This window comes from Janthinobacterium sp. GW458P (genome assembly GCF_002127585.1).
In the GTDB taxonomy this organism is placed as follows: domain Bacteria; phylum Pseudomonadota; class Gammaproteobacteria; order Burkholderiales; family Burkholderiaceae_D; genus Janthinobacterium.
On the sequence record NZ_NEGZ01000012.1, the window covers coordinates 55,254 to 76,038 of the forward strand.

20 protein-coding genes and 1 pseudogene are annotated in these 20,785 nt (G+C 66.0%); 9 read left to right on the forward strand and 12 right to left on the reverse strand.

The features are described from left to right. Positions 1-94: 94 nt before the first annotated feature. The gene (gene ppc / locus CBW50_RS10035) at positions 95-2,848 is read right to left on the reverse strand and encodes a phosphoenolpyruvate carboxylase (protein WP_216356334.1); all 2,754 of its coding nucleotides are present in this window, start codon (positions 2,846-2,848) and stop codon (positions 95-97) included. Between the two features lie 360 nt (positions 2,849-3,208). Here ppc and CBW50_RS10040 point away from each other — a divergent pair, with 360 nt between their 5' ends. Next, positions 3,209-3,664, forward strand: coding sequence for an Rrf2 family transcriptional regulator (locus tag CBW50_RS10040; RefSeq protein WP_086145399.1), 456 nt, complete (start codon positions 3,209-3,211; stop codon positions 3,662-3,664). A gap of 77 nt (positions 3,665-3,741) precedes the next feature. Here the strand turns inward: CBW50_RS10040 and CBW50_RS10045 are convergent, their stop codons facing one another. The 4 genes from CBW50_RS10045 to CBW50_RS10060 form a co-directional block, all read right to left on the reverse strand. Further along, positions 3,742-5,427, reverse strand: a complete 1,686-nt coding sequence (locus CBW50_RS10045; RefSeq protein ID WP_086145400.1) for a cation acetate symporter — start codon at positions 5,425-5,427, stop codon at positions 3,742-3,744. Beyond that, the gene (locus CBW50_RS10050; protein WP_086145401.1) at positions 5,424-5,732 is read right to left on the reverse strand and encodes a DUF485 domain-containing protein; all 309 of its coding nucleotides are present in this window, start codon (positions 5,730-5,732) and stop codon (positions 5,424-5,426) included. The genes CBW50_RS10045 and CBW50_RS10050 overlap by 4 nt, the downstream gene beginning before the upstream one ends. Positions 5,733-5,863: 131 nt before the next feature. Beyond that, positions 5,864-7,051 (reverse strand): NO-inducible flavohemoprotein, encoded by a 1,188-nt coding sequence (gene hmpA, locus CBW50_RS10055; protein ID WP_086145402.1) that lies wholly within the window; start codon positions 7,049-7,051, stop codon positions 5,864-5,866. 54 nt (positions 7,052-7,105) lie between these two features. Next, on the reverse strand, positions 7,106-7,516 hold the full coding sequence (locus CBW50_RS10060) for a hemerythrin domain-containing protein (protein ID WP_086145403.1): 411 nt from the start codon (positions 7,514-7,516) through the stop codon (positions 7,106-7,108). 245 nt (positions 7,517-7,761) lie between these two features. Between CBW50_RS10060 and CBW50_RS10065 the strand changes: the two genes are divergently transcribed. From CBW50_RS10065 to CBW50_RS10095, 7 genes are all read left to right on the forward strand, one after another. After that, on the forward strand, positions 7,762-8,655 hold the full coding sequence (locus CBW50_RS10065; RefSeq protein ID WP_226935693.1) for an STAS domain-containing protein: 894 nt from the start codon (positions 7,762-7,764) through the stop codon (positions 8,653-8,655). A 7-nt stretch (positions 8,656-8,662) separates the two neighbouring features. Beyond that, complete coding sequence (locus tag CBW50_RS10070; protein ID WP_086145404.1) at positions 8,663-9,025, forward strand: STAS domain-containing protein; 363 nt, start codon at positions 8,663-8,665, stop codon at positions 9,023-9,025. Further along, complete coding sequence (locus CBW50_RS10075; protein ID WP_253251919.1) at positions 9,016-9,462, forward strand: anti-sigma regulatory factor; 447 nt, start codon at positions 9,016-9,018, stop codon at positions 9,460-9,462. The genes CBW50_RS10070 and CBW50_RS10075 overlap by 10 nt, the downstream gene beginning before the upstream one ends. Continuing rightward, on the forward strand, positions 9,459-10,544 hold the full coding sequence (locus CBW50_RS10080) for an ATP-binding SpoIIE family protein phosphatase (RefSeq protein ID WP_226935695.1): 1,086 nt from the start codon (positions 9,459-9,461) through the stop codon (positions 10,542-10,544). Before CBW50_RS10075 ends, CBW50_RS10080 begins: the two co-directional genes overlap by 4 nt. Further along, positions 10,541-12,370, forward strand: a complete 1,830-nt coding sequence (locus tag CBW50_RS10085; RefSeq protein ID WP_086145406.1) for an ATP-binding protein — start codon at positions 10,541-10,543, stop codon at positions 12,368-12,370. The genes CBW50_RS10080 and CBW50_RS10085 overlap by 4 nt, the downstream gene beginning before the upstream one ends. Beyond that, positions 12,357-13,871 carry a response regulator gene (locus tag CBW50_RS10090; RefSeq protein WP_086145448.1) on the forward strand — a complete coding sequence of 505 codons (1,515 nt, stop codon included), beginning with the start codon at positions 12,357-12,359 and terminating at the stop codon, positions 13,869-13,871. The genes CBW50_RS10085 and CBW50_RS10090 overlap by 14 nt, the downstream gene beginning before the upstream one ends. 118 nt (positions 13,872-13,989) lie before the next feature. Beyond that, on the forward strand, positions 13,990-15,111 hold the full coding sequence (locus CBW50_RS10095) for a metallophosphoesterase (protein WP_086145407.1): 1,122 nt from the start codon (positions 13,990-13,992) through the stop codon (positions 15,109-15,111). Positions 15,112-15,114: 3 nt separating this feature from the next. Here the strand turns inward: CBW50_RS10095 and CBW50_RS10100 are convergent, their stop codons facing one another. Together CBW50_RS10100 and CBW50_RS10105 are read right to left on the reverse strand one after the other, a co-directional pair. Continuing rightward, positions 15,115-15,867: a DUF4303 domain-containing protein gene (locus tag CBW50_RS10100; RefSeq protein ID WP_086145408.1), complete on the reverse strand. Its 753-nt coding sequence runs from the start codon at positions 15,865-15,867 to the stop codon at positions 15,115-15,117. Between the two features lie 16 nt (positions 15,868-15,883). Then, positions 15,884-16,807, reverse strand: coding sequence for a LysR family transcriptional regulator (locus CBW50_RS10105; RefSeq protein WP_086145409.1), 924 nt, complete (start codon positions 16,805-16,807; stop codon positions 15,884-15,886). Positions 16,808-16,931: 124 nt separating this feature from the next. Between CBW50_RS10105 and CBW50_RS10110 the strand changes: the two genes are divergently transcribed. Continuing rightward, positions 16,932-17,696, forward strand: coding sequence for an SDR family oxidoreductase (locus CBW50_RS10110; RefSeq protein WP_086145410.1), 765 nt, complete (start codon positions 16,932-16,934; stop codon positions 17,694-17,696). 53 nt (positions 17,697-17,749) lie between these two features. Here CBW50_RS10110 and CBW50_RS29900 read toward each other — a convergent pair whose 3' ends face one another. The 5 genes and pseudogenes from CBW50_RS29900 to CBW50_RS29920 all read right to left on the reverse strand — a co-directional run bounded on the left by CBW50_RS29900 (position 17,750) and on the right by CBW50_RS29920 (position 20,760). Then, positions 17,750-18,181: a cytochrome c gene (locus CBW50_RS29900; protein WP_226935697.1), complete on the reverse strand. Its 432-nt coding sequence runs from the start codon at positions 18,179-18,181 to the stop codon at positions 17,750-17,752. Positions 18,182-18,347: 166 nt separating this feature from the next. Next, a pseudogene (locus CBW50_RS30320) lies at positions 18,348-19,145 on the reverse strand (c-type cytochrome); the annotation flags it as partial. Further along, positions 19,142-19,630 (reverse strand): GMC family oxidoreductase, encoded by a 489-nt coding sequence (locus CBW50_RS29910; protein ID WP_253251920.1) that lies wholly within the window; start codon positions 19,628-19,630, stop codon positions 19,142-19,144. The gene CBW50_RS29910 and the pseudogene CBW50_RS30320, both read right to left, overlap by 4 nt. An 11-nt stretch (positions 19,631-19,641) precedes the next feature. Next, a complete protein-coding gene (locus CBW50_RS29915) occupies positions 19,642-20,049 on the reverse strand; it encodes a GMC family oxidoreductase N-terminal domain-containing protein (protein WP_253251921.1) in 408 nt (135 codons plus the stop codon). Between the two features lie 84 nt (positions 20,050-20,133). Continuing rightward, positions 20,134-20,760, reverse strand: a complete 627-nt coding sequence (locus CBW50_RS29920) for a hypothetical protein (RefSeq protein ID WP_226935699.1) — start codon at positions 20,758-20,760, stop codon at positions 20,134-20,136. Positions 20,761-20,785 lie beyond the last annotated feature (25 nt).

Genomic DNA, 20,785 nt, shown 5'->3' on the forward strand with positions numbered 1-20,785 from the left:
CCGGGGTCGTACCCTGAGGGGGAATACGCCCCAGTGGGGCGCATTCCGATCACGCAGTGAACGACCCCAGCCCTCGCTGTTGGGCTTGATTTCATTAACCGCTATTGCGCAAGCCAGCCGCAATCCCATTGATCGACAAATGAATGCCCGTGCGGGCCGCCGCATCCTGCTTACCTTCACGGAAACGTTTCAGCAGTTCCACCTGCACGTGATTGAGCGGGTCGATATACGGGAAACGGTTGCGTATGGAGCGCTGCATCAGCGGGTTGGCCTGCTGCAACTCTTCCTGGCCCGTGATCAGCTTCAGGGCGTCCAGCGTGGCCGCGTATTCGGCGCGGATGCGGGTGAAGATGGCGTCGCGCAAGGTTTTATCCTTGACGAGTTCCGCATACTTGCCGGCGATGGCGATGTCGCTCTTGGCCAGCACCATATCCATGTTCGACAGCAATGACGTGAAGAAGGGCCAGTCCGTGTACATGCCGCGCAGCACGTCCGCGCCATCGGCCGGATGGGCGGCCAGGTAGGCTTGCACGGCGGAACCGAAACCGAACCAGCCCGGCAGCATCAAGCGGCATTGGGCCCAGCTCAGGACCCAGGGAATGGCGCGCAAATCCTCGATCGAGGTCGATTTCTTGCGCGAGGCGGGACGGCTGCCGATGTTCAGCGCGGCAATTTCCGCGATCACCGTCGATTCCCAGAAATACTGTTCAAAGCCCTCGGTGCCGTAGACGAGGTCGCGGTAGGCGTTCAAAGCCGTGCCGGACAGCTCTTCCATGGCGGCCAAATGGCCCGCGCCAGCCGACGCCTTCGGCTGCAGCTGCGCCTGCGGCAGCAGGGTCGACTGGATGGTGGCGGCCACCAGCACTTCCAGGTTGCGGCGCCCTACTTCCGGGTTCGCATACTTGGCCGTGATGACTTCGCCCTGCTCCGTCAGCCGGATCTGGCCCTGCACGGCGCCGGCCGGCTGGGCCAGGATGGCTTCGTAGCTCGGTCCGCCGCCGCGGCCGACGGAGCCGCCGCGGCCGTGGAACAAACGCAGCTTGATCTGGTATTGCTTGAACACCGTCACCAGCTCGATCTCGGCCTTGTAGAGTTCCCAGCCGGAGGTCAAGAAGCCGCCGTCCTTGTTGCTGTCGGAATAGCCGAGCATGACTTCCTGCTGGTCCGCGCGCGAGGCCAGCAAGCCCCGGTAGAACGGCAAGCCGAAGGCGCGCGCCATGATGGCGGGGCCGGCGCGCAAGTCGTCTATCGTTTCGAACAGGGGAATGATGTTGACGTCCGCTGCGCGGCTGTCCTGGCGCAGCAAGCCCACTTCCTTGAGCAGCAAGGCCACTTCCAGCAAGTCCGAGACGCTGGCCGCCTTCGAGATGATGCAGTTCGGCACCGATTCGCGGCCGTATTTGACATGGGCGTCGCGCACGGCGCGGAAGATGTCGAGCTCGGACGTTGTTTCTTCCGAGTACTGCGCATACGGCGACGCCAGCAGGCGCGGCGACTCCAGCTCGGCCAGCAGCAAGGCGATGCGCTGCTCTTCATCGAGGTCCAGGTAGACGAGGCCCGGCTGGGCGCCGGCGAACAGTTCGCCCACGACGCGCTCGTGCACGTCGGAATTCTGGCGCAAGTCCAGCGGCGCCAGCGAAAAGCCGAACACCTTGACGGCGCGGCGCAGCTGGCGCAGGCGGCCCCGCGCCAGCGAACGCAAGCCATTGCTGACGAGCGAATGCTGGACCACGTCCAGGTCGGCCAGCAGTTCGGCGGCCGTCGCGTAGGGCTGCACGCCGTCGGCCTGCTTGCCCTTGCCAGACAACACCACGCGCGTGACGTCCAGGCGCGCATGGATGCCGTGCAGGGCGCGGCGGTACGGCTCGTCGACCCGGTGCGGCGAGGCGTCGGCCGAGCGCTCGGCCAGCGCGCGCAGCGGCTCGCTGCAGGCGTTCAGGATTTGCGCCAGCGACAGTTGCGAAGCGAGCTTGCGCAATTCGCCGAGGTAAAAGTCGAGCACCTTGTCGGCCTGCGTCTGCAGGGTGCTGCGCAGGATGTCGGCCGTGACGAAGGGGTTGCCGTCGCGGTCGCCGCCTATCCAGCTGCCCACTTTCATGAAATTGGGCAATTCCGCATCTTCCCAGCGGGCGTCGCGCTGGGCCAGCATGGTTTCCAGTGAGGAATATAGTTTTGGCAATTCGCGCAGGATCGTGTGGTCGTAGAATGACAGGCCATTGGCCACCTCATCCATGACGGACAGTTTGCTCGTGCGCAACAGGCGCGTTTGCCACAGGGTGACGATGCCGCGGCCCAGCGCTTCTTCGTTCTGCTCGGCTTCCTCGGGCGTCATTTGCACGCGGTCGCGCTCGCTCAACAGGCGGGCGATGGCCATCTGGCAATTCTGGATGCTCTTGCGCTGCACTTCCGTCGGATGGGCCGTGAAGACGGGGCTGACGAAAGCATCTTCGAAGAAGGTTTCCAGGGCATCGGCCTTGTCCGCGTCGAACACATTGCCGACGGCATGGCTGAGACTGCCCTGGCGCGGCGGCGAACCGGCGATCAAATGGGCGCGCGTGCGGCGGATGTGGTGCTGATCTTCCGCAATATTGGCCAGCAGCGAGAAATAGCTGAAGGCGCGCGTCAATTGCGTGGTTTCTTCCTGCGACAGCGCTTGCAGCGCATCCGACAGCTGCGCGCGGGCATCCTGATCATTGTCGCGGCGGAAACGGATGGCCAGCTGGCGCACGTGCTCGATGCGCTCGAAGGCGGGGTCGCCCAGGTGGTTGCGGATGGCGTCGCCCAGCAGACGGCCCAGCTGGCGGATATCGCTGCTCAGCAGCTCGTCTTTCACTTCATTCATTTGCATGGTATTCATTTCCTGGGGCGGCCACGCCGGCACCGCACAGATTGCGTAGTACGCGCTTCCCGGCCCGGGAAACGCCCATCATCCGATTTGTAGTAAATTTACCTTATTGTTTCACCATCCTCTTGATTTCAATCAATCAAATTCATGCTCCAAGGGCTTTACAGGGCAGACAAGCTGTTTATCAGGGCAACAATATGAAAATTTACTACGCATTTGAACGAAAGGCAATCAACTTTTGTCTTTCCATGCAGGAAAGTGACGGCCCCGTGCACAGGCAAGCGGCGGTGCTGGCCCGCTTTTGCTGTATGCTGGCGTCTTGAAACAGGCATGTAATCCACATGTTCACTAACCATACGCCCCATGCGCCTGACCGCCTATACCGATTACACCCTGCGCACGCTGATGTACCTGGGCGTGCACCGCGACCGCCTCGTCACCATCCAGGACATCGCCGACCTGCATGCGATCTCGAAAAATCACCTGATGAAGGTGGTGCACCAGCTAGGCCTGTCAGGCATCGTGGAAACCGTGCGCGGGAGAAATGGCGGCCTGCGCCTGGCGCGCGACCCGGCAGAGATCAATATCGGCACGGTCGTGCGCGAGACGGAAAGTGATTTCTTCATGGCCGAATGTTTCAACAAAGACAATAATACCTGCCCGCTGACGCCCGATTGCCTGCTGAAGGCCAAGCTGGGCCAGGCCACGGCGGCCTTCCTGGCCGTGCTCGACACGGTAACGCTGGCCTCGATACTCGAAGCGGCGCCGGGCGTGCCGGCGCTGGCGGCGGGCGTGATTCCCTTGCGCGTGGCCAAGTAAGGGTCAGGTAAGCGCGTGCCAAAAACAACAATGCCCGGCGAACCGGGCATTGTTTCCTGCAGTAATGACCTACAACATCAATGTGCGCTGGCGCCTGCCGCGCCGATGCCCGTCTCCGAACGCATTTGCTGCGCTTCGTAGCCGGCGCGGTCGATGCGCGCGCGCGGGCTCCTGTCGAGCACCGAGAACAGCCAGATGCCGACGAAGCCCGCCGTCATCGAGAACAGCGCCGGCGAGGCGTACGGGAACAGCGCTTCGCCATGACCGAGCACGTCAACCCACACGGACTTCGACACCACCGTCAGCGCAACGGCCGTGATCAAACCGAGGAAGCCGCCGATGGTGGCGCCCCGCGTGGTGCAGTCTTTCCACAGCACCGACATGAACAGCACGGGGAAGTTGGCCGAGGCGGCAATGGCGAAGGCCAGCGACACCATGAAGGCGATGTTCTGCTTTTCAAAAGCGATGCCCAGCACCACGGCGATGATGCCCAGCACGATCGTCGTCACGCGCGACACTTTCAGTTCGCTGGCGCCCGTGGCCTTGCCCTTCTTGATGACGGTGGCGTACAGGTCGTGCGACACGGCCGACGCGCCCGACAGGGTCAGACCGGCCACGACGGCCAGGATGGTGGCAAACGCGACCGCAGACATGAAGCCGAGGAAGACGTTGCCGCCCACGGCCTTGGCCAGGTGCACGGCCGCCATGTTGTTACCGCCCAGCAATTTACCGGCTGCATCCTTGAACTCGGGATTGGTGCTCACCAGCACGATGGCGCCAAAGCCGATGATAAAGGTCAGAATGTAGAAATAGGCGATCCAGGTGGTGGCCCAGAACACGGACTTGCGCGCTTCCTTGGCGCTTGGCACCGTGAAGAAACGCATGAGGATGTGCGGCAAGCCGGCCGTGCCGAACATCAGCGCCATGCCGAACGAGATGGCCGAGATCGGGTCCTTGATGAAGGAACCGGGGCCCATGATGGCTTCCTTGGTGGCGTGTACGTCCACGGATTTGGCGAACAGCGCTTCCGGGCTGAAGTTGAACTGCGCCAGCACGGCCACGGCCATGAAGGTGGCGCCGCCCAGCAGCATCACGGCCTTGATGATCTGCACCCAGGTGGTGGCCGTCATGCCGCCGAACAGCACGTAGATCATCATCAGGGTACCGACCAGCACGACGGCGATCCAGTATTCGAGGCCGAACAGCAGCTTGATCAGCTGGCCCGCGCCCACCATCTGCGCGATCAGGTAGAAGGCCACGACGACGAGGGTGCCGGAGGCCGAAAAAATGCGGATCGGCGCCTGCTTGAAGCGGTAGGCGGCCACGTCGGCAAAAGTGTAGCGGCCCAGGTTGCGCAGGCGCTCGGCCATCAAAAAGGTGATGACGGGCCAGCCGACGAGAAAGCCGATGGCGTAGATCAGGCCGTCATAGCCGTTCAAGAAGACGGCGGCGGAAATGCCGAGAAACGATGCGGCCGACATATAGTCGCCGGCGATGGCCAGGCCGTTCTGGAAGCCCGTGATGCCGCCGCCGGCCGTATAGAAATCGGACGCCGACTTGGTCTTCTTGGCCGCCCACTTGGTGACGAACAGGGTAAAGATGACGAAGACGGCGAACATGATGATGGCCGTCCAGTTGGTGGGCTGCTTGACTGCCTGGCCCAGGTCGGCGCCGGCCGCCAGCGCGCTGTTGCTGGCGGCCGCCAGCAAGGCCAGGGCTGCCAGGCAGGGAAGCTTGCGTTGCGTCAAAGGGGCGCCGTTCATGCCTGCACCCGCGCTTGAATGGCTTGCGTCAGGTCGTCGAACTGCTTGTTGGCGCGGCGCACGTAGATGCCGGTGATCACCACGGTAAACACGATGACGAACAGGCCGATCGGCATGCCCCAGGTCATCACGCCCGCGCCGGTTTTGGCGGCAAGAAATTCCTTGTCGAACGCGATCAGCAGGATATAGCCGTAGTACACCAGCATCATCAGGCCCGTCAGGGCCCAGCCGAAGCGCGAGCGCACCCTGACCAGTCGATGATAATTGGGGTCGCTCTTGAGTTTTTGTACCAGATCGTCATGCATGGTGTTGCCTCCGTTATGTAAAAACCTGCTCTTTTCTTTTCGAGCTTGCTTTCACAATACGGGGCCAGCCTTACCCGCCCCTTACGGCGCGTTTTTTTTCTCGCCAGGGCAACACATGGCTTTCAGCAACATCAGTTCAGCGCGGAGGCGGGGCCGAAGAATTCATAATGGGTCTGCGCTTCCGGCACGCCCAGTTCGCGCAGATAGCCTTTCATGGCGCGCATGAACGGCTGCGGTCCGAGGAAATACGCATCGACATCGCGCGATTCGGGCAGCCAGCTGCCCAGGCTGTCCTTGTCGAGCAGGCCGACGGCGTCCGGCGCGGCGGCGTCCGGCGCGCCGGCGTGTTCCGCGTAGCAGTAGTAACGCTTGAGCTGCGGATGCTGCGCCGCCAGCGCGTCAATGTGCGCGCGGAACGCATGCACGCCATGGTGGCGCGCCGCGTGGATGAAATGCACGGGGCGCTTGCCGCGCAGGGCCGCCGTCAGCATGGCCAGGGTCGGCGTGATGCCCACGCCGCCGCTGATCAGCACCAGCGGCTTGTCGCCGTCCTGCAGCACGAAGTCGCCCGACGGCGGCGTCAGCTGTACGGTGTCACCCGCCTGCACCTGGTCATGGAAGAAATTGGACACCTTGCCGCCCTGCTCGCGCTTGATGCTGATGCGGTAAGTCTGGCCATTGCTGGCGGCGGACAGCGAATACTGGCGTCGCATGGGCACGCCGTCGACGGTGGCCACCACGCCGATATATTGACCTGGCGCAAAGTCGAGCACGGGCTGGCCATCGGCGGGCGCCAGCAGGAAGGACGTGATCTCGGCGCTTTCCACCGTCTTGCTGCGCACTACAAAGTCGCGCGCGCCGCTCCAGCCGCCCGGCGCGGCCGCTTGCGCCTTGTAGATGCGCCCTTCCTCGCCGGCCAGGATGCCGGCCAGCTGGCCGTAGGCCGCGCCCCAGGCGTCGATGACGGCGTCGCTGGCCACCTCTTCGCCCAGCACTTCGCGGATGGCCCGCAGCAGGCTGGCGCCCACCAGCGGATAGTGTTCGGCGCGGATCTGCAGCGCCACGTGCTTGTTGACGATGGTCGAGACCAGCTCGCCCAGCGCTTCCAGCTGGTCGATATGTTTGGCGTACATCAACACGCCATTGGCCAGCGCCCGCTGCTGGTCGCCGCTGTGCTGGTGCGCCTGATTAAAGTACGGCAACACTTCAGGATGGTCGCGGAACAGGTTCTTGTAGAAATGGCGGGTCAGCGCTTCGCCGCCCCGCTCGAGGATGGGGACGGTGGCCGTGACGATGGCGCGTTGTTCTGGGGTCAGCATGTGGCATTCCTGTCTGAATTTGATGTAAGAAAAAGGTTGGGAAGTGCGGGCAGCCTAGAGCGCTTCCATGGCCGGATACAGTTCGTGATCCTCGCGCCGCATGCGCTGGTACAGCGCGTGCAGCACGGTGTTGGCTTCGCTGCGGAAGGCGTCGGGTTCGGCTTCCAGGCGCACCGGGGTGTTCCAGCGGCCGGCGAAGTCCAGGTAGGCGCCGGCGATGCCGTCCATCTCGCTTTCATACCGGCGTCCCAGGCTGGCCACCGTGGCCACGCCGCAGGCCTGCGCTGCCGGGTACAGGTAGCGCTGCTCGACGGCCAGGTGCAGCTTGATCAAGCCGCTCATGGCAACGATCTGTTCGGCGATGGCCGCCGCCTGCGGCGCGACGCCGGCGCGCGCCAGCTGGCGCAAGTCATCGATGGCGGCCAGGATGGCCAGGTGCTGCTGCTTGAATTTGTCGATATTCATGGCGTTCTTCTCTGATGGAGTGGCTGCAGTGTAGCGGAATTCGCTTAAACATGCAAACTACATACATCTTTAATCCGTGAAGTTGCCTACAGGAATGTTGATTGAGCTAGGCCATTATGTGCGTCAGAGAACATAAACAAATGGCCATGCCTGCCTATAATTTCCTATCGACAGACCGGACCTGGCCACCTGCGCATGCGGCGCAAGGCAGACCGCCCGGCGCCACCACCCCGTCAAGGATGAACATGAAAAACAACAAGAACGACAAGAACGGCATGGGCCAGACGCAACAGCTGGCCGCCATCATCGGCCAGCACCACGAGCAATTGCTGGAAGGCTGGATGGCGGACCTGATTTCCCGCCTGGTGCGGCGCGACAAGATCGCGGAAAACGAGCTGCGCCAGCAGGCCGCGCAATTCTTGCCCCTGCTGGCGCGCGCGCTGGAAAGCGGCGACGCCTTCGATATCGAAGGAAACGCCTGGGACGATACGCGCCAGCTGCTCAGCGAAATGTCGCAGTCGCGCGTGCGCCAGGGCTATTCGCCGATCGACACGGCCAGCTTCGTCTTTGCGCTCAAGGAGCCGCTGTTCGCCTATCTGCGCAAGGAAATCACGGCGCAGCCCGAGCAGCTGGGCGACGCCATCGTCGCCACCAGCAAGCTGTTCGACGAACTGGGACTGCTCACCATCGCCATCTACCAGAAGGCGCGCGAGCAGGTGATCCTGCGCCAGCAGCAGGAGTTGCTGGAACTGTCCACGCCCGTGGTGCAGCTGTGGCAAAACGTGCTGGCCCTGCCCCTGATCGGCACCCTCGACAGCGCCCGCACGCAGGTGGTGATGGAAAGCCTGCTGCAAAAGATCGTCGACACGGGCGCCCTGATCGCCATCATCGACATCACGGGCGTGCCCACCGTCGACACGCTGGTGGCGCAGCACCTGCTGAAAACCATCGCCGCGGCGCGCCTGATGGGCGCCGACTGCATCATCAGCGGCATCCGCCCGCAGATCGCGCAAACCATCGTGCACCTGGGCGTGAACCTGGAGGACGTGATCACCAAGGCCACGCTGGCCGACGCCTTCGTCGTGGCCCTGAAACGCACGGGTTCCACCATCACCTACCAGCAGCAGCAGCAGCACTGAGGCGCCTATGGAAAGAATCCCCATTTTACGCATGGGCCGGCTGTTGCTGGTGACGATACAGGTGGACATGCATGACCGCCTGGCGATGACCCTGCAGGACGACCTGACCACGCGCATCGTCAAGGACCGCGCCACGGGCGTGCTGATCGACATTTCCGCGCTCGACATCGTCGACTCCTTTATCGGCCGCATGATCAGCAACACGGCGGCCATGGCGAAAATCCTCGACGCGCACACGGTGGTGGTCGGCATGCAGCCCGCCGTCGCCATCACCCTGGTGGAGCTGGGGCTGACCCTGGACGGCGTGAGCACGGCGCTGAATGTGGAACAGGGCATCAAGCTGCTGGAACGGGGCAGCCTGTGGGATTAAGTCCCGCCTGGCAGCCGTCCAGCGCCACGGCACGGGAAGGGGCGCAGGTGCTGCCCCTGCTCAGCGATGAAGACGTCGTGCGCCTGCGCCGGCAGGTGCGCGACAGCATGGTCGCCATGGGTTTTGGCCTGATCGAACAGACCAAGATCATCACGGCGGCCAGCGAACTGGCGCGCAACACCCTGCGCTACGGCGGCGGCGGCGAGGCGCGCATCGTGCGCGTGCATGAAGGCGTGCGCCAGGGGCTGGAGCTGAGTTTTGTCGATACGGGCCCCGGCATCGACGATATTTCCCTGGCCCTGTCCGATGGCTACACCAGCGGCGGCGGGCTGGGACTGGGGCTGGGCGGCGCCAAGCGCCTGGCCGACGCCTTTCACATCGACACGGCACCCGGCTCGGGCACCACCGTCACCATCGCGAAATGGAAGCTGTTTTGAACCACCTGGAACCACCGCCTGACATCCTCAGGCAAAGAAGCTTCCCCATCGGCGAACCGAGCGAAATCGCCGCGGCGCGCCGTGCCGGCAACGAGCTGGCGCGCCGCATCGGCTTCGACGACGTGCGCGCGGGCCAGCTGGCCATCCTCATCAGCGAGGCGGCCACCAACATCGTCAAGCATGCGCGGCGCGGCGAAATCCTGCTGCGCAAGGTGCTGCGCGGCGGCACCAGCGGCGTCGAGGTGCTGGCCATCGACAGCGGCCCCGGCATCGGCAACGTGCGCCAGCACATGCAGGACGGCCATTCCACCACAGGCACGTATGGCGTGGGCCTGGGCGCGATGCGGCGCCTGAGCCAGGAATTCGACCTGTACACGGCGCCCGGCAAGGGCACCTTGCTGATGATGGTGGTGTGGGGACCGCACGCCAGCAGCGCCATTCCCCCCAGCCCGAACTGGCAGATCGGCGCCGTCTGCCTGCCGCTGGCGTCGGAACAGGTCTGCGGCGACGCCTGGAACGTCGTCTGCGAAGGCCATGAACTGAGCCTGATGGTGGCCGACGGCCTGGGCCACGGCCCGCTGGCGGCCAGGGCGTCGGAAACGGCCAGCGCCCTGCTCGAAAACAGCACGCCCGGCCTGCCGCCCCTGCCCGCGCCCTTCATCGAGCTGGCGCACGGCGCCCTGCGGGCCACGCGCGGCGCGGCCTTGGCCGTGGCGCACATCGACAGCGCGCGCCGCGAACTGCGCTACTGCGGCGTGGGCAACATCGCCGCCTGCGCCTTCGACGCCCACCAGCGCCGGCACCTGCTGTCGCATAACGGCATCGTCGGCAGCAATCTGCGCAAGCTGCAGGAATTCCGCCACCCGTGGCAGCCGGGCACGACCCTGATCATGCATTCGGACGGCCTGCACACGCGCTGGGACCTGGAACAGTATCCGGGCCTGGCGCAATGCCACCCCAGCCTGGTCGCCGCCGCGCTGTACCGCGATTTCGCTCGCGGGCGCGACGACGTCACGGTGGTGGTGCTGCGCGAGCACGAGGAGCACCGGCATGCCGGTGCGGAAAGGAACGACACGCCATGACACAACGCATATTGACCGCCAATATCGCCAGCGAACTCGATGTCGTCGGCGCCCGCCAGCGCGCGCGGCAGATCGCCGGCCTGTGCGGCTTCGGCGTGCAGGACCAGGTACGCATCGCCACGGCCGTATCGGAACTGGCGCGCAACGTCTACAACTACGCGGGCAGCGGCAAGATCCACTTCGCCATCGACGGGCAGACGGCGCCGCAGGTGTTCACCATCCGCATCGAGGACCAGGGGCCGGGCATCGCCGCGCCGCAGTTGCAGCACATCCTGGCCGGCAGCTACCGCTCGCCCACGGGCATGGGCCTGGGCATCCTCGGCGCACAGCGCCTGATGGACCGCTTCCACATCGACAGCGCGCCGGGCGCAGGCACGCAGATCACCTTGCAAAAGCTGTTCCCCCGCGACGCGCCCCTGCTCGACGGCCAGAGCATCGGCGCGCTGGGCGGCAGCCTGCAGGCGCTGCCGCCGGACATCACGCTGGCCGAAGTGCAGCAGCAGAACCGCGAGCTGCTGGCCACCCTGGCCGAACTGAAGACGCGCCAGGACGATTTGCTGCAGCTGACGCGCGAACTGGAAGACACCAACCGGGGCGTGGTGGCGCTGTACGCGGAACTGGACGAAAAGGCCGACCACCTGCGCCGCGCCGACCAGATGAAATCGCGCTTCCTGTCGAACATGAGCCATGAATTCCGCACGCCGCTCAGCTCCATCCGCGCCCTGTCCAAGCTGCTGCTCGACCGGGTGGACGGCGAACTGTCCGAGGAACAGGAAAAGCAGGTGCTGTTCATCCTGCAGGGCGCCGTCAGCCTGAGCGACCTGGTCAACGACTTGCTGGACCTGGCCAAGATCGAGGCGGGCAAGGTCGACGTGCACGCCAACAGCTTCCAGGTGGCCGACCTGTTCAGCGCCCTGCGGGGCATGCTGCGCCCGCTGCTGGTATCCGAGTCGCTCGCCCTCACCTTCATCGCCCCCGATCCGGCCCTGCAGATCCATACGGACGAAGGCAAGCTGTCGCAAATCCTGCGCAACTTCATCTCCAACGCCCTCAAGTTCACCGAGGCCGGCGCCATCATCGTCAGCGCCACGCCCCTGCCGGAACAGGATGCGATCCGCTTTTCCGTCTCCGACACGGGGCTGGGCATCGGCGCCGAGGACGTGCAGCTGATCTTCGAGGAATTCAGCCAGGTGGAAAACCACATGCAGCGCAAGGTCAAGGGCACGGGCCTGGGCCTGCCCCTGTGCCGCAACCTGGCGGCCCTGCTCAACGGCACGGTGGCCGTGGAAAGCACGCCGGGCAAGGGATCGCTGTTTTCCGTGGTCCTGCCGACGCACTACCAGGCGCCCGAGGGCAGCCTGCCGCCCAGCGCGCCGGCCAACGACAACGGCAACGACCAGCGCATTCCCGTGCTGGTGGTGGAAGACAACCCGCCCGTGCGCCTGCTGTATGAAAAATTCCTGGCCGCCAGCGAGTTTCGCGTGGTGGCCGCGCGCAGCGTGCGCGAGGCGCAGGAGCGCTGGGAGCAGCAACGGCCGGCCGCCGTCATCCTCGACATCCTGCTGCACGGCGAAAATGCATGGCACTGGCTGGCCGAACTGAAAAACGACCCGCAGCGGCGCCAGGTGCCCGTCATCATCGCCACCGAAATCGACGACAAGCGCAAGGGCCTGGCGCTGGGCGCGGACGCGTATTACGTCAAGCCCCTGCTGCGCCAGCAGCTGCTGTCGACCCTGCGCGCCCTGCTGGGCCACACAAACAACCGGCAAGCGCCGGACACGCCGCAAGGCACAACCAACTGGGATAATGCGCATGCTACCGGATAACAACAGCGATGCTCTGATCCTCAACGTCGATGACAGCGACGGCGCACGCTACGCCAAGTCGCGCATCCTCACGCGCGCCGGCTTCAAGGTGATCGAAGCGTCGAACGGCGGCGACGCGCTGCTGCGCGCCCGCCAGGAGCGCCCGAACCTGATCCTGCTCGACGTCAAGCTGCCCGACATCAATGGCCTGGAGGTATGCCGCCAATTGAAGGGCGGAGCCGACACGAACACCATCCTGGTGCTGCAGACGTCGGCCTCGTGCATCGGCACGGCCGACAAGATCCGCGCCCTCGACGGCGGCGCCGACAACTACCTGGTCGAGCCGATCGAGGCCGATGAACTGATCGCCAACGTCAAGGCGCTGCTGCGCCTGGGCAAGGTGGAGCGCGCGCTGCGCGACGTCGACCGCCGCAAGGATGAATTCCTGGCCACCCTGGCGCACGAATTGCGCAATCCGCTGGGCCCCATCCGCACGGCGCTGGCCCTGCTGTGCAAGCTCGACCCCGTCGTGCCGGCCATGCAGGACAATGCGCGCCGCACCATCGCCCGCCACACGGACCACCTGGTGCGCCTGGTGGACGACCTGCTCGACGTGTCGCGCATTTCGCAGGGCAAGATTTCGCTGCAGTGGGAAAGCGTCAGCCTGGCCAGCGTCATCCGCAGCGCCGTCGAAACCAGTTCGCACAGCATCGCGGCGCGCGGCCATGCGCTCGACGTGAATCTGCCCGTGGAAGAATTGTGGGTCAGCGGCGACGCCGTGCGCCTGTCGCAGATCGTCGCCAACCTGCTGCTCAACGCGGCCAAGTTCACGGCGCCGGGCGGACGCATCGTCGTTAGCGCCGAACGCGACGGCGACGGCGTGCGCATCCGCCTGAGCGACAACGGCATCGGCATCGACGCCGCCAGCATCGACAGCATCTTCGGCCTGTTCGCGCAGAGCGGGCACTCTCCCGACCGGGTGCAGGACGGCCTGGGCATCGGCCTGTCGCTGGTGCGCAACCTGGTGCAGCTGCACGGCGGCCAGGTCAGCGTGCGCAGCCCCGGCGTGGGCCTGGGCAGCACCTTTGAAGTCCATCTGCCGCTCGACGCCAACGTGCCGCTGCCCGTGCCCGCCGCCGCGCCGCAGGACGCCGGCAGCAGTCAGCGCATCCTCGTCGTCGACGACAACTGCGACGCGGCCGACACCCTGGCCGAGCTGCTGGAAATCTACGGCCACACAGTGTGCACGGCCTACACGGGCGGCCAGGCCACGCAGCGCACGCTGGAATTCCGGCCCGACATCGTCTTCCTCGACATCGGCCTGCCCGACATGAATGGCTACGAAGTGGCCGTCAAGCTGCGCCAGCTGCCGATCCCGCAGCACTTCCGGCTGGTGGCGCTGACCGGCTATGGCCAGGAACACGACCGCCAGGCCGCCATGCAGGCCGGTTTCGATGAACATTTCGCCAAGCCCGTCGATTTCGGCAAGCTGGCCAGCCTGGGGCTGCATATCGGGGCGTGACGCCGGCGGCCGCCGCCGGCATATCGGCGGTCGGCTATAATCGGCGCAGGCGCGGCGGCGACGTCCGGCGCCGCCGCGCCTGCCCGCATGCCTGCATGCCTCCCCCTGGAACCACGACATGAAAACCCGCACGCCGCTGCTGCGCATCACCATGATACTGGGCGCCCTGCACGCCCTGCTGGGCTGGCTGCTGCTGCCTGCGCTGCCCGTCGGCCCGGCCGGCTGGCTGGCCGGCGGCGCCGTCCTGCTGGCCTCGACCATGCTCATGCCGATGACCATCTTCGCCCGCGCCGTCACCCATGACGCGCGCCTGGCCGACCGCCTGAGCTGGGCCGGCTCGCTGTGCATGGGCTTTTTTTCCTCGCTGTTCGTGCTCACCGCGCTGCGCGAACTGCTGCTGCTGATTCCCGCCACGCGCCCGCACGCCCAGGCCTCCGCCGTGGCGGCGCTGGCCGTGGCCCTGCTGGCCACCATCCTTGGCTTCATCAACGCCCGGCGGGTGGCGCGCGTGCGCGAAGTCGACGTGCCGATCGCCGGCCTGCCGGCCGCCCTGCACGGTTACAGCATCGTGCAGCTGAGCGACATCCACGTGGGCGCCACCATCAAGCGCGCCTACGTGGAGGCCATCGTGGCGCGCGCCAACGGCCTGCAGGCGGACCTCATCGCCATCACGGGCGACGTGGTCGACGGCACGGTGGCCCAATTGGGCGCGCATACGGCGCCGCTCGGCGATCTCCGGGCGCGCCACGGCGTGTTTCTCGTCACGGGCAACCACGAATACTATTCGGGCGCCGCGCCGTGGGTGGCGGAATTTCGCCGCCTGGGCTTGCGCGTGCTGATGAACGAACATGCGGTGCTCGAACACGACGGCGCGCGCCTGGCGATCGCCGGCGTCACCGATTTCAATGCCGGCGCCTTTGATACGGATCAGCGCAGCGACCCGCAGGCCGCCATCGCCGGCGCGCCAGCCGATATCCCCCGCATCCTGCTGGCGCACCAGCCGCGCAGCGCGCCCGAGGCGGAAGCGGCCGGCTACGACCTGCAATTGTCAGGCCACACGCACGGCGGCCAGTTCTGGCCCTGGAACCTGTTCGTGCCGCTGCAGCAGCCCTACGTGGCGGGCCTGCACCGGCAAGGCCGCCTGTGGATTTACGTCAGCCGCGGCACCGGTTACTGGGGCCCGCCCAAGCGCATCGGGGCGCCGGCGGAGATTACGCGGCTCAGGCTGGTGGCGGCATAGGCATCAATCAGCCCAGCTGGCCATCCACGCCTCGAAACGCGCCACCACGGCCGGCGGATTCAGACGCGCCATCGCGCCTTCCAGCGGCCCGCTGTCGCTGACCTCGAACAGCAGCACGCAATCGTCGCGCTCGGCGCCCGTGCCGAATACCCCTTCGGCGCCGAGCTGCGCCAGCGCCGCGACGCAGGCGTCGAACACGCCGGTGCGGAAGGTGGCGAATGCGACGTCGAACGGCAGCTCGCGGTGCGCCTGCAGCAGCAAGCGGTAGGCGCTGTCGAAACAGGCGCCACCTTCGTCAAACGCCCATTCGGCCGGGTTCCACAGCATCTCTTCGCCGTATTCCGAGGCGGCCAGCGCTTCGCGGCTGTTCGCCATGCAGCCGATGGTCATCGCGCTGTCGTCGCTCACCAGCGCGAAAGCGTCGATGTGCTGTTCCGGATGCGCGCGGCGCACGCAGTCGACAGCCCGGCGCGCGGCGTGCGCCACCAGCGCTTGCAGCTGCGCGAAATCAAACACTGCCGGGTCGATGACGCTGGCGCGCGCCAAGGCGTAGCCATCGGCGAGGGCCGCCTGGCACCGGGCGCCGTACGCGGCCTGCGCCTCGGCCTCGCTGGCGTAGTGCGTGCGCGTCTCCTCGCCCCAGGTCATGGCCGCGCCGGCGGCCGTCCACACGGTCGCGCCGAAGACGCGCGCTTCGCGGAAATGCGAGGGTTGATCGCCGTCAAAGGTGTAAAACAGGCTGTAATTACTATGCATGATAATTTTTCATCGTTTAATCAGCCCGCATCTGCGCGGCGAAATCGCGCTGGCGGAACTGCTCCAGCAAAAAATCGACAAACACGCGCGTCTTCGCGGGCAGGAGTTTCTTGCTGGGATAGTACACGGACAGGGGGCCGGAATCGGCATGCCAGCCGGGCAGCAGGCGGATCAACGCGCCGCTGCGCAAGTGGGCCAGCGCGTGCGGCATGGGCAGCAGCGCCACGCCGACGCCCATGACAGCCGCCTGCGCCATCGCGTCCGGGTCGTCGAAGATGGCGCGCGGCCGGCATTCGGCCACGCCTTCGCCGCCCTGCCCGTCGCGCAGTATCCAGCTGCGCAGGCGTCCGCTGCCGGCCGAGCGGCGCGCCACGCCGTCCAATTGCGCCAGATCCAGCGGATGCGCGGGCATGGTCTTGCCCTGCATGAAGGCGGGCGACGCCGTGGCGACAACGTGGGCGTGGCCCAGCTCGCGCGCCACCACGCCCGGCGTCAATTCGATGCCGCCGCCGATGGCGACATCAAACCCCTCGCCGATCAAATCCACCTGCCGGTTGTCGAAATGGCAGTCGGGGATGACGCCCGGGTAGCGCGCGATGAATTCGCCCAGCAGCGGCACCACGTAGCTGCGCCCGAACGACGGCGCCATGCTGATCTTCAGGATGCCGGCCGGCTGGCCGCCCTCTTCCGCCACGCCGGCGATGGCCTCGCGCAGGGTCGCCAGGGCGCCGCCTATCTGCTGCAGGAAGCGCTCGCCCCCTTCCGTCAGGGTCAGGCGGCGCGTGCTGCGCTGGAACAGGCGCAGGCCCAGGCTCGTTTCCAGCCGCGCCACGTTCTTGCTGACGGCGGCCGGCGTCAGCCCCAGGCGGCGCGCGGCCGCCGAAAAGCTGCCCAGTTCGGCGGACAGCACAAACGATTGCAAATGATTGAGGGCGTCCATGCGCCTATTCTACCCGCTCATTTGATACTGATAGTTGAAATTGATTGTAGCGATTCATGGCTACCGCGCAGGCAATGCATGGCCGATACTGGCTGCATCTTCTCCACCACACAGAAAGCCCATCATGCAAACCCAAGCCACCACCACCTCCCGTCCGCTGCACGACAAGATCGCCTTTGTGACGGGCGGCTCGCGCGGCATCGGCGCGGCCATCGTCCGGCGCCTGGCCAGCCAGGGCGCCACCGTCGTCTTCACCTATCAAAGCTCGGCCGCCGAAGCGCAGGCGCTGGCCGCCACGGTGAAGGCGGCAGGCGGCACGGCGCACGGCGTGCAGGCCGATGCGGCCGACGCCGCGGCCCTGACGGCCGCGATCGCCAGGGTGGCGGCGCAGTTCGGCCGCCTCGACATCCTGATCAACAACGCGGGCGTGTTCCTGCCCGGCGCCATCGACGATTTTTCGCTGGAAGACTTCGACAAGACGATTGCCGTCAACGTGCGCGCCGTGTTCGTCGCCATCAAGGCGGCCGTGGCGCACATGCCAACGGGCGGGCGCATCATCAACATCGGCAGCACGAATGCGCACCGCATGCCGTTCGGCGGCGCGGCCGCCTACGCCATGAGCAAATCGGCGCTGATCGGCCTGACGCAAGGCCTGTCGCGCGACCTGGGCCCACGCGGCATCACCATCAACAACGTGGAACCTGGCCCCGTCGCCACCGACATGAACCCGCCCACGGGCGACTTCGCGGACCTGATGCACGGCCTGATGGCGCTGCCCCGCCACGGCACGGCCGATGAAATCGCCGGCATGGTGGCCTACCTGGCCAGCGCGGAAGCGGCCTTCGTCACGGGCGCGGGACTGAAGATCGACGGCGGCTTCGCGGCATAAAAAAGGGGCCAGACTCTCCAGTCTGGCCCCCGCTTCCGTATCAGGCTTTGTCTTTAAGGTGCTTGGACGTCCTTGCGCCGGCGTCCGCGCCACCACAGCAGCAAGGCCAGCAGCACCAGCACGCCGACGATGATGCCGGCGCGGGCCAGGCCGATCAGGTTCGACGGCGCGCCGCCGTTGCGCAAGGTCGTCACCTGCTCCGCCGTCACCTTGACGTCAGGATTGCCGTACATCGTCTGCACGTAATTACCGAGGGTGACGATCTGCTCGTCCGACAGGGTCTGGCGGAAGACGGGCATCAAATGTCCGCTGCCGCCATCCTGCCGGTCCACGCCATCGAGTATCGCCATCACCAGGTTGTTGCTGTTGCTGCGGCCCGTCACCGAGTTGTGGAACAGCGGCGGCAGGCTGCCGTCGAAACTGTCCTCGCCCCGGGCCTGGTGGCAGCTGGCGCACTGCGCATCGTACAGCTGCGCGTCCGACATCTTGCTGAGGTTTTGCGGCAGCGCCACGCCGCGGATGGCAGCCAGTTCGTCCCGCCTGGCCCCATTGCGTTACCGGCCTGGTGTCGGCCTTGTCGCGGATGGCCGGCACGCTCTTGACGTAGTGCGCGATGGCGCTCAGGTCCGCGTCGCTCAAGTGCTTCAGGCTATGGTCGATGGCTTCGGCCCTCGGTCCCGCCGCCTGCGCCTTGCCGGCCGCGCGGCCCGTGCGCAGGTAGCCGGCCAGCTCCTGCTGGCTCCAGCCGCCCACGCTGCTGTTCACGTCCGAGCTGATGTTCGGCGCATGCCAGGTGCCCAGGTCCGCGCCGCCCAGCTGTTTCGACAGTTGCTCGGCCATCAGCGCATTGCGCGGCGTGTGGCAGGTGCTGCAGTGGGCCAGCCCTTGCGCCAGGTAGGCGCCGCGGTTCCACTCCATGCTTTTCGCCGTATCGGCGACGAACGGCTTTTTATCGAGGAAGAGCCAATTCCAGCCCGCCATCGACAGGCGGATGTTGAACGGGAACGGCAAGTCCGTCTTTTGCGCCGGCGCAGTATCGACCGCCGCCACGCCATGCATGAAGTAGGCGTACAGGGCCGCCGTGTCGTCGTCCGTCACCCTGGCGTAGGCCGTGTAGGGCATGGCCGGGTACAGGTTGGCGCCATCGGCCCGCACGCCATGGCGCACGGCGTCGGAAAACTGCTTGAGCGTGTAGTTGCCGATGCCGCGCGTTGTCGATGGCGTGATGTTGGTGGCAACGATGGCCCCCAGCGGCGTGGCCAGGGACAGGCCGCCCGCCATCGGCTTGCCGCCAGGCGCGCTATGGCAGGCGATGCAGTCGCCCGCCGTGGCCAGGTAGCGGCCACGCTCGATCGCCTGCACATCCGCGCCCGGCGCTTGCGCCGCCAGCACGGGCAAGGCCAGGGACAGCAAGGCGGCGCCGGCCGCCATTCTGCAGGCCGCCATCATGCTGTTGCTCCCTGTTGTACGTCAAGGATGTGCTTGACGGTGCGCAAGGCCACGGCCAGGCCGTTTTCCGTCGAATTGCAGGTGCCGGACGTGGGCAGCACGCCGGTGCTGCACAGGAACAGGTTGGCATGGTCAAACGCGCGGCCCCACTGGTCGCACACGGCCCTGGCCGGGTCGGAACCCATCGACAGGGTGCCGCAGATGTGCTGGTTGTTGGCGAACACGCCTTCCTTGCTGTGGCGCAGATTGCTGCCGCCCATCAGCCTGGCGATCTGCTCGAAATCCTGCTTCGAGCGCGCGTGGCCGCGCCTGGCGTACTCGTCGATCGCATAATGCGCCTGCGGCTTGGGGATGCCCATGGCATCCTTTTCGCTGCTCAGGGCGATGCGGTTTTCCGGGTTCGGCAGCACTTCCAGCACGTTTTTCAGGCTCATTTCGCGGACCGAGCGGAAACGCAGCTGCTGTTCGAATTGGGCGCCAAACACGCCCTTGCCGATCAATTCCCTGGCGCGCCATCGACGCGCGAGATGTTCGTGAAATCGAGGCGGTACGGCGAGTGTTCGCTGCGGAAATCGCCGTCGCGCATGGTGTCGATGGAATTGGGGCTTTGCGGCCCCCGGCCCAGCCACAGGTCTTCATCGGCGTCGAAGGTGATCGAGGTGCTCGGGTGGTCCATCAGGTTGCGGCCCACCATGTCGCTGCTGTAGGCCAGGCCGTTCGGGTATTTGTCCGAGGCGGAAACGAGCAGCAGGCGCGGGCTTTCGATGCCGTTGGCGGCCAGGATGAAGGTCCTGGCCGTGACCCGGTGGCTTTTTTTATCCACGCCGTAGTACAGGGCGGCCGTGATGCGGCCCTGCGCGTCGTGTTCCAGCTTGTAGACATTGGCGTTGCAGACGATCTTCACGCCCGCGTCTTCCGCCTGCTAAGCGGCGATGCCGCCGTGGTACTGCGCGTCGATGGGGCAGATCGGCTGGCAGCTGTTGTTGCCTCAGCAGGCCGGGCGGCCATCATAGCCGACGCTGTTGCGCGCCACCGTGTTGCCCACCACCTTGAACGACGGGTCGAGGCGTTCGCGGATGCGGCGCGTGGCGTACGGCTCCGTCACGGGATCCATCGGGAAGGCCTGCTGGCGCGGCGACCCGGTGTTGTCCGCGCCCGAGACGCCCATGATCTCTTCCGCTTCCTGGTAGCACGGCTCCAGGTCTGCGTAGCTGATGGGCCAGTCAACGCCCACGCCGTACAAGGTATGGATGCGGAAGTCGTTCGGCACGTTGCGCCAGGCCTGCGCGGCCCAGTGCCACGAGGTGCCGCCGAACTGGCGGATGTATTCGGCCGGGTACGGATACGGGCCGGCCTGCTGCAGGTGGCCGTTGTCCTTGGGCTGGTAGATCGGGTGCGGCGCCGTGGCGACGGACGGATACGGCGACATCCAGTCGCTGCGGCGCGTCGTGTTGCGGAAACGGGCGACGATTTCGCCCTGCTCCGCATTGACGACCGGTTCGGCCAGCGCCCAGGGAATCAGCGCCGCGGCCGACGCCGACAGCAAGCCGCCCAGCACCATGCGGCGGCCGGGATTCAGGGGGCCGCGGCCCTCCTTGTGATGTGCAGCGCCCAATTGAAGCTCCCGTGCGTTCCGCAAC

What these genes read in the sequence shown, in the direction of transcription:
- ppc (WP_216356334.1), bottom strand. Translation starts at nt 2,848, where the DNA reads ATGCAAATGAATGAAGTGAAAGACGAGCTGCTGAGCAGCGATATCCGC.
- CBW50_RS10040 (WP_086145399.1), top strand. Translation starts at nt 3,209, where the DNA reads ATGCGCCTGACCGCCTATACCGATTACACCCTGCGCACGCTGATGTAC.
- CBW50_RS10045 (WP_086145400.1), bottom strand. Translation starts at nt 5,427, where the DNA reads ATGAACGGCGCCCCTTTGACGCAACGCAAGCTTCCCTGCCTGGCAGCC.
- CBW50_RS10050 (WP_086145401.1), bottom strand. Translation starts at nt 5,732, where the DNA reads ATGCATGACGATCTGGTACAAAAACTCAAGAGCGACCCCAATTATCAT.
- hmpA (WP_086145402.1), bottom strand. Translation starts at nt 7,051, where the DNA reads ATGCTGACCCCAGAACAACGCGCCATCGTCACGGCCACCGTCCCCATC.
- CBW50_RS10060 (WP_086145403.1), bottom strand. Translation starts at nt 7,516, where the DNA reads ATGAATATCGACAAATTCAAGCAGCAGCACCTGGCCATCCTGGCCGCC.
- CBW50_RS10065 (WP_226935693.1), top strand. Translation starts at nt 7,762, where the DNA reads ATGAAAAACAACAAGAACGACAAGAACGGCATGGGCCAGACGCAACAG.
- CBW50_RS10070 (WP_086145404.1), top strand. Translation starts at nt 8,663, where the DNA reads ATGGAAAGAATCCCCATTTTACGCATGGGCCGGCTGTTGCTGGTGACG.
- CBW50_RS10085 (WP_086145406.1), top strand. Translation starts at nt 10,541, where the DNA reads ATGACACAACGCATATTGACCGCCAATATCGCCAGCGAACTCGATGTC.
- CBW50_RS10090 (WP_086145448.1), top strand. Translation starts at nt 12,357, where the DNA reads ATGCTACCGGATAACAACAGCGATGCTCTGATCCTCAACGTCGATGAC.
- CBW50_RS10095 (WP_086145407.1), top strand. Translation starts at nt 13,990, where the DNA reads ATGAAAACCCGCACGCCGCTGCTGCGCATCACCATGATACTGGGCGCC.
- CBW50_RS10100 (WP_086145408.1), bottom strand. Translation starts at nt 15,867, where the DNA reads ATGCATAGTAATTACAGCCTGTTTTACACCTTTGACGGCGATCAACCC.
- CBW50_RS10105 (WP_086145409.1), bottom strand. Translation starts at nt 16,807, where the DNA reads ATGGACGCCCTCAATCATTTGCAATCGTTTGTGCTGTCCGCCGAACTG.
- CBW50_RS10110 (WP_086145410.1), top strand. Translation starts at nt 16,932, where the DNA reads ATGCAAACCCAAGCCACCACCACCTCCCGTCCGCTGCACGACAAGATC.
- CBW50_RS29900 (WP_226935697.1), bottom strand. Translation starts at nt 18,181, where the DNA reads ATGTCGGACGCGCAGCTGTACGATGCGCAGTGCGCCAGCTGCCACCAG.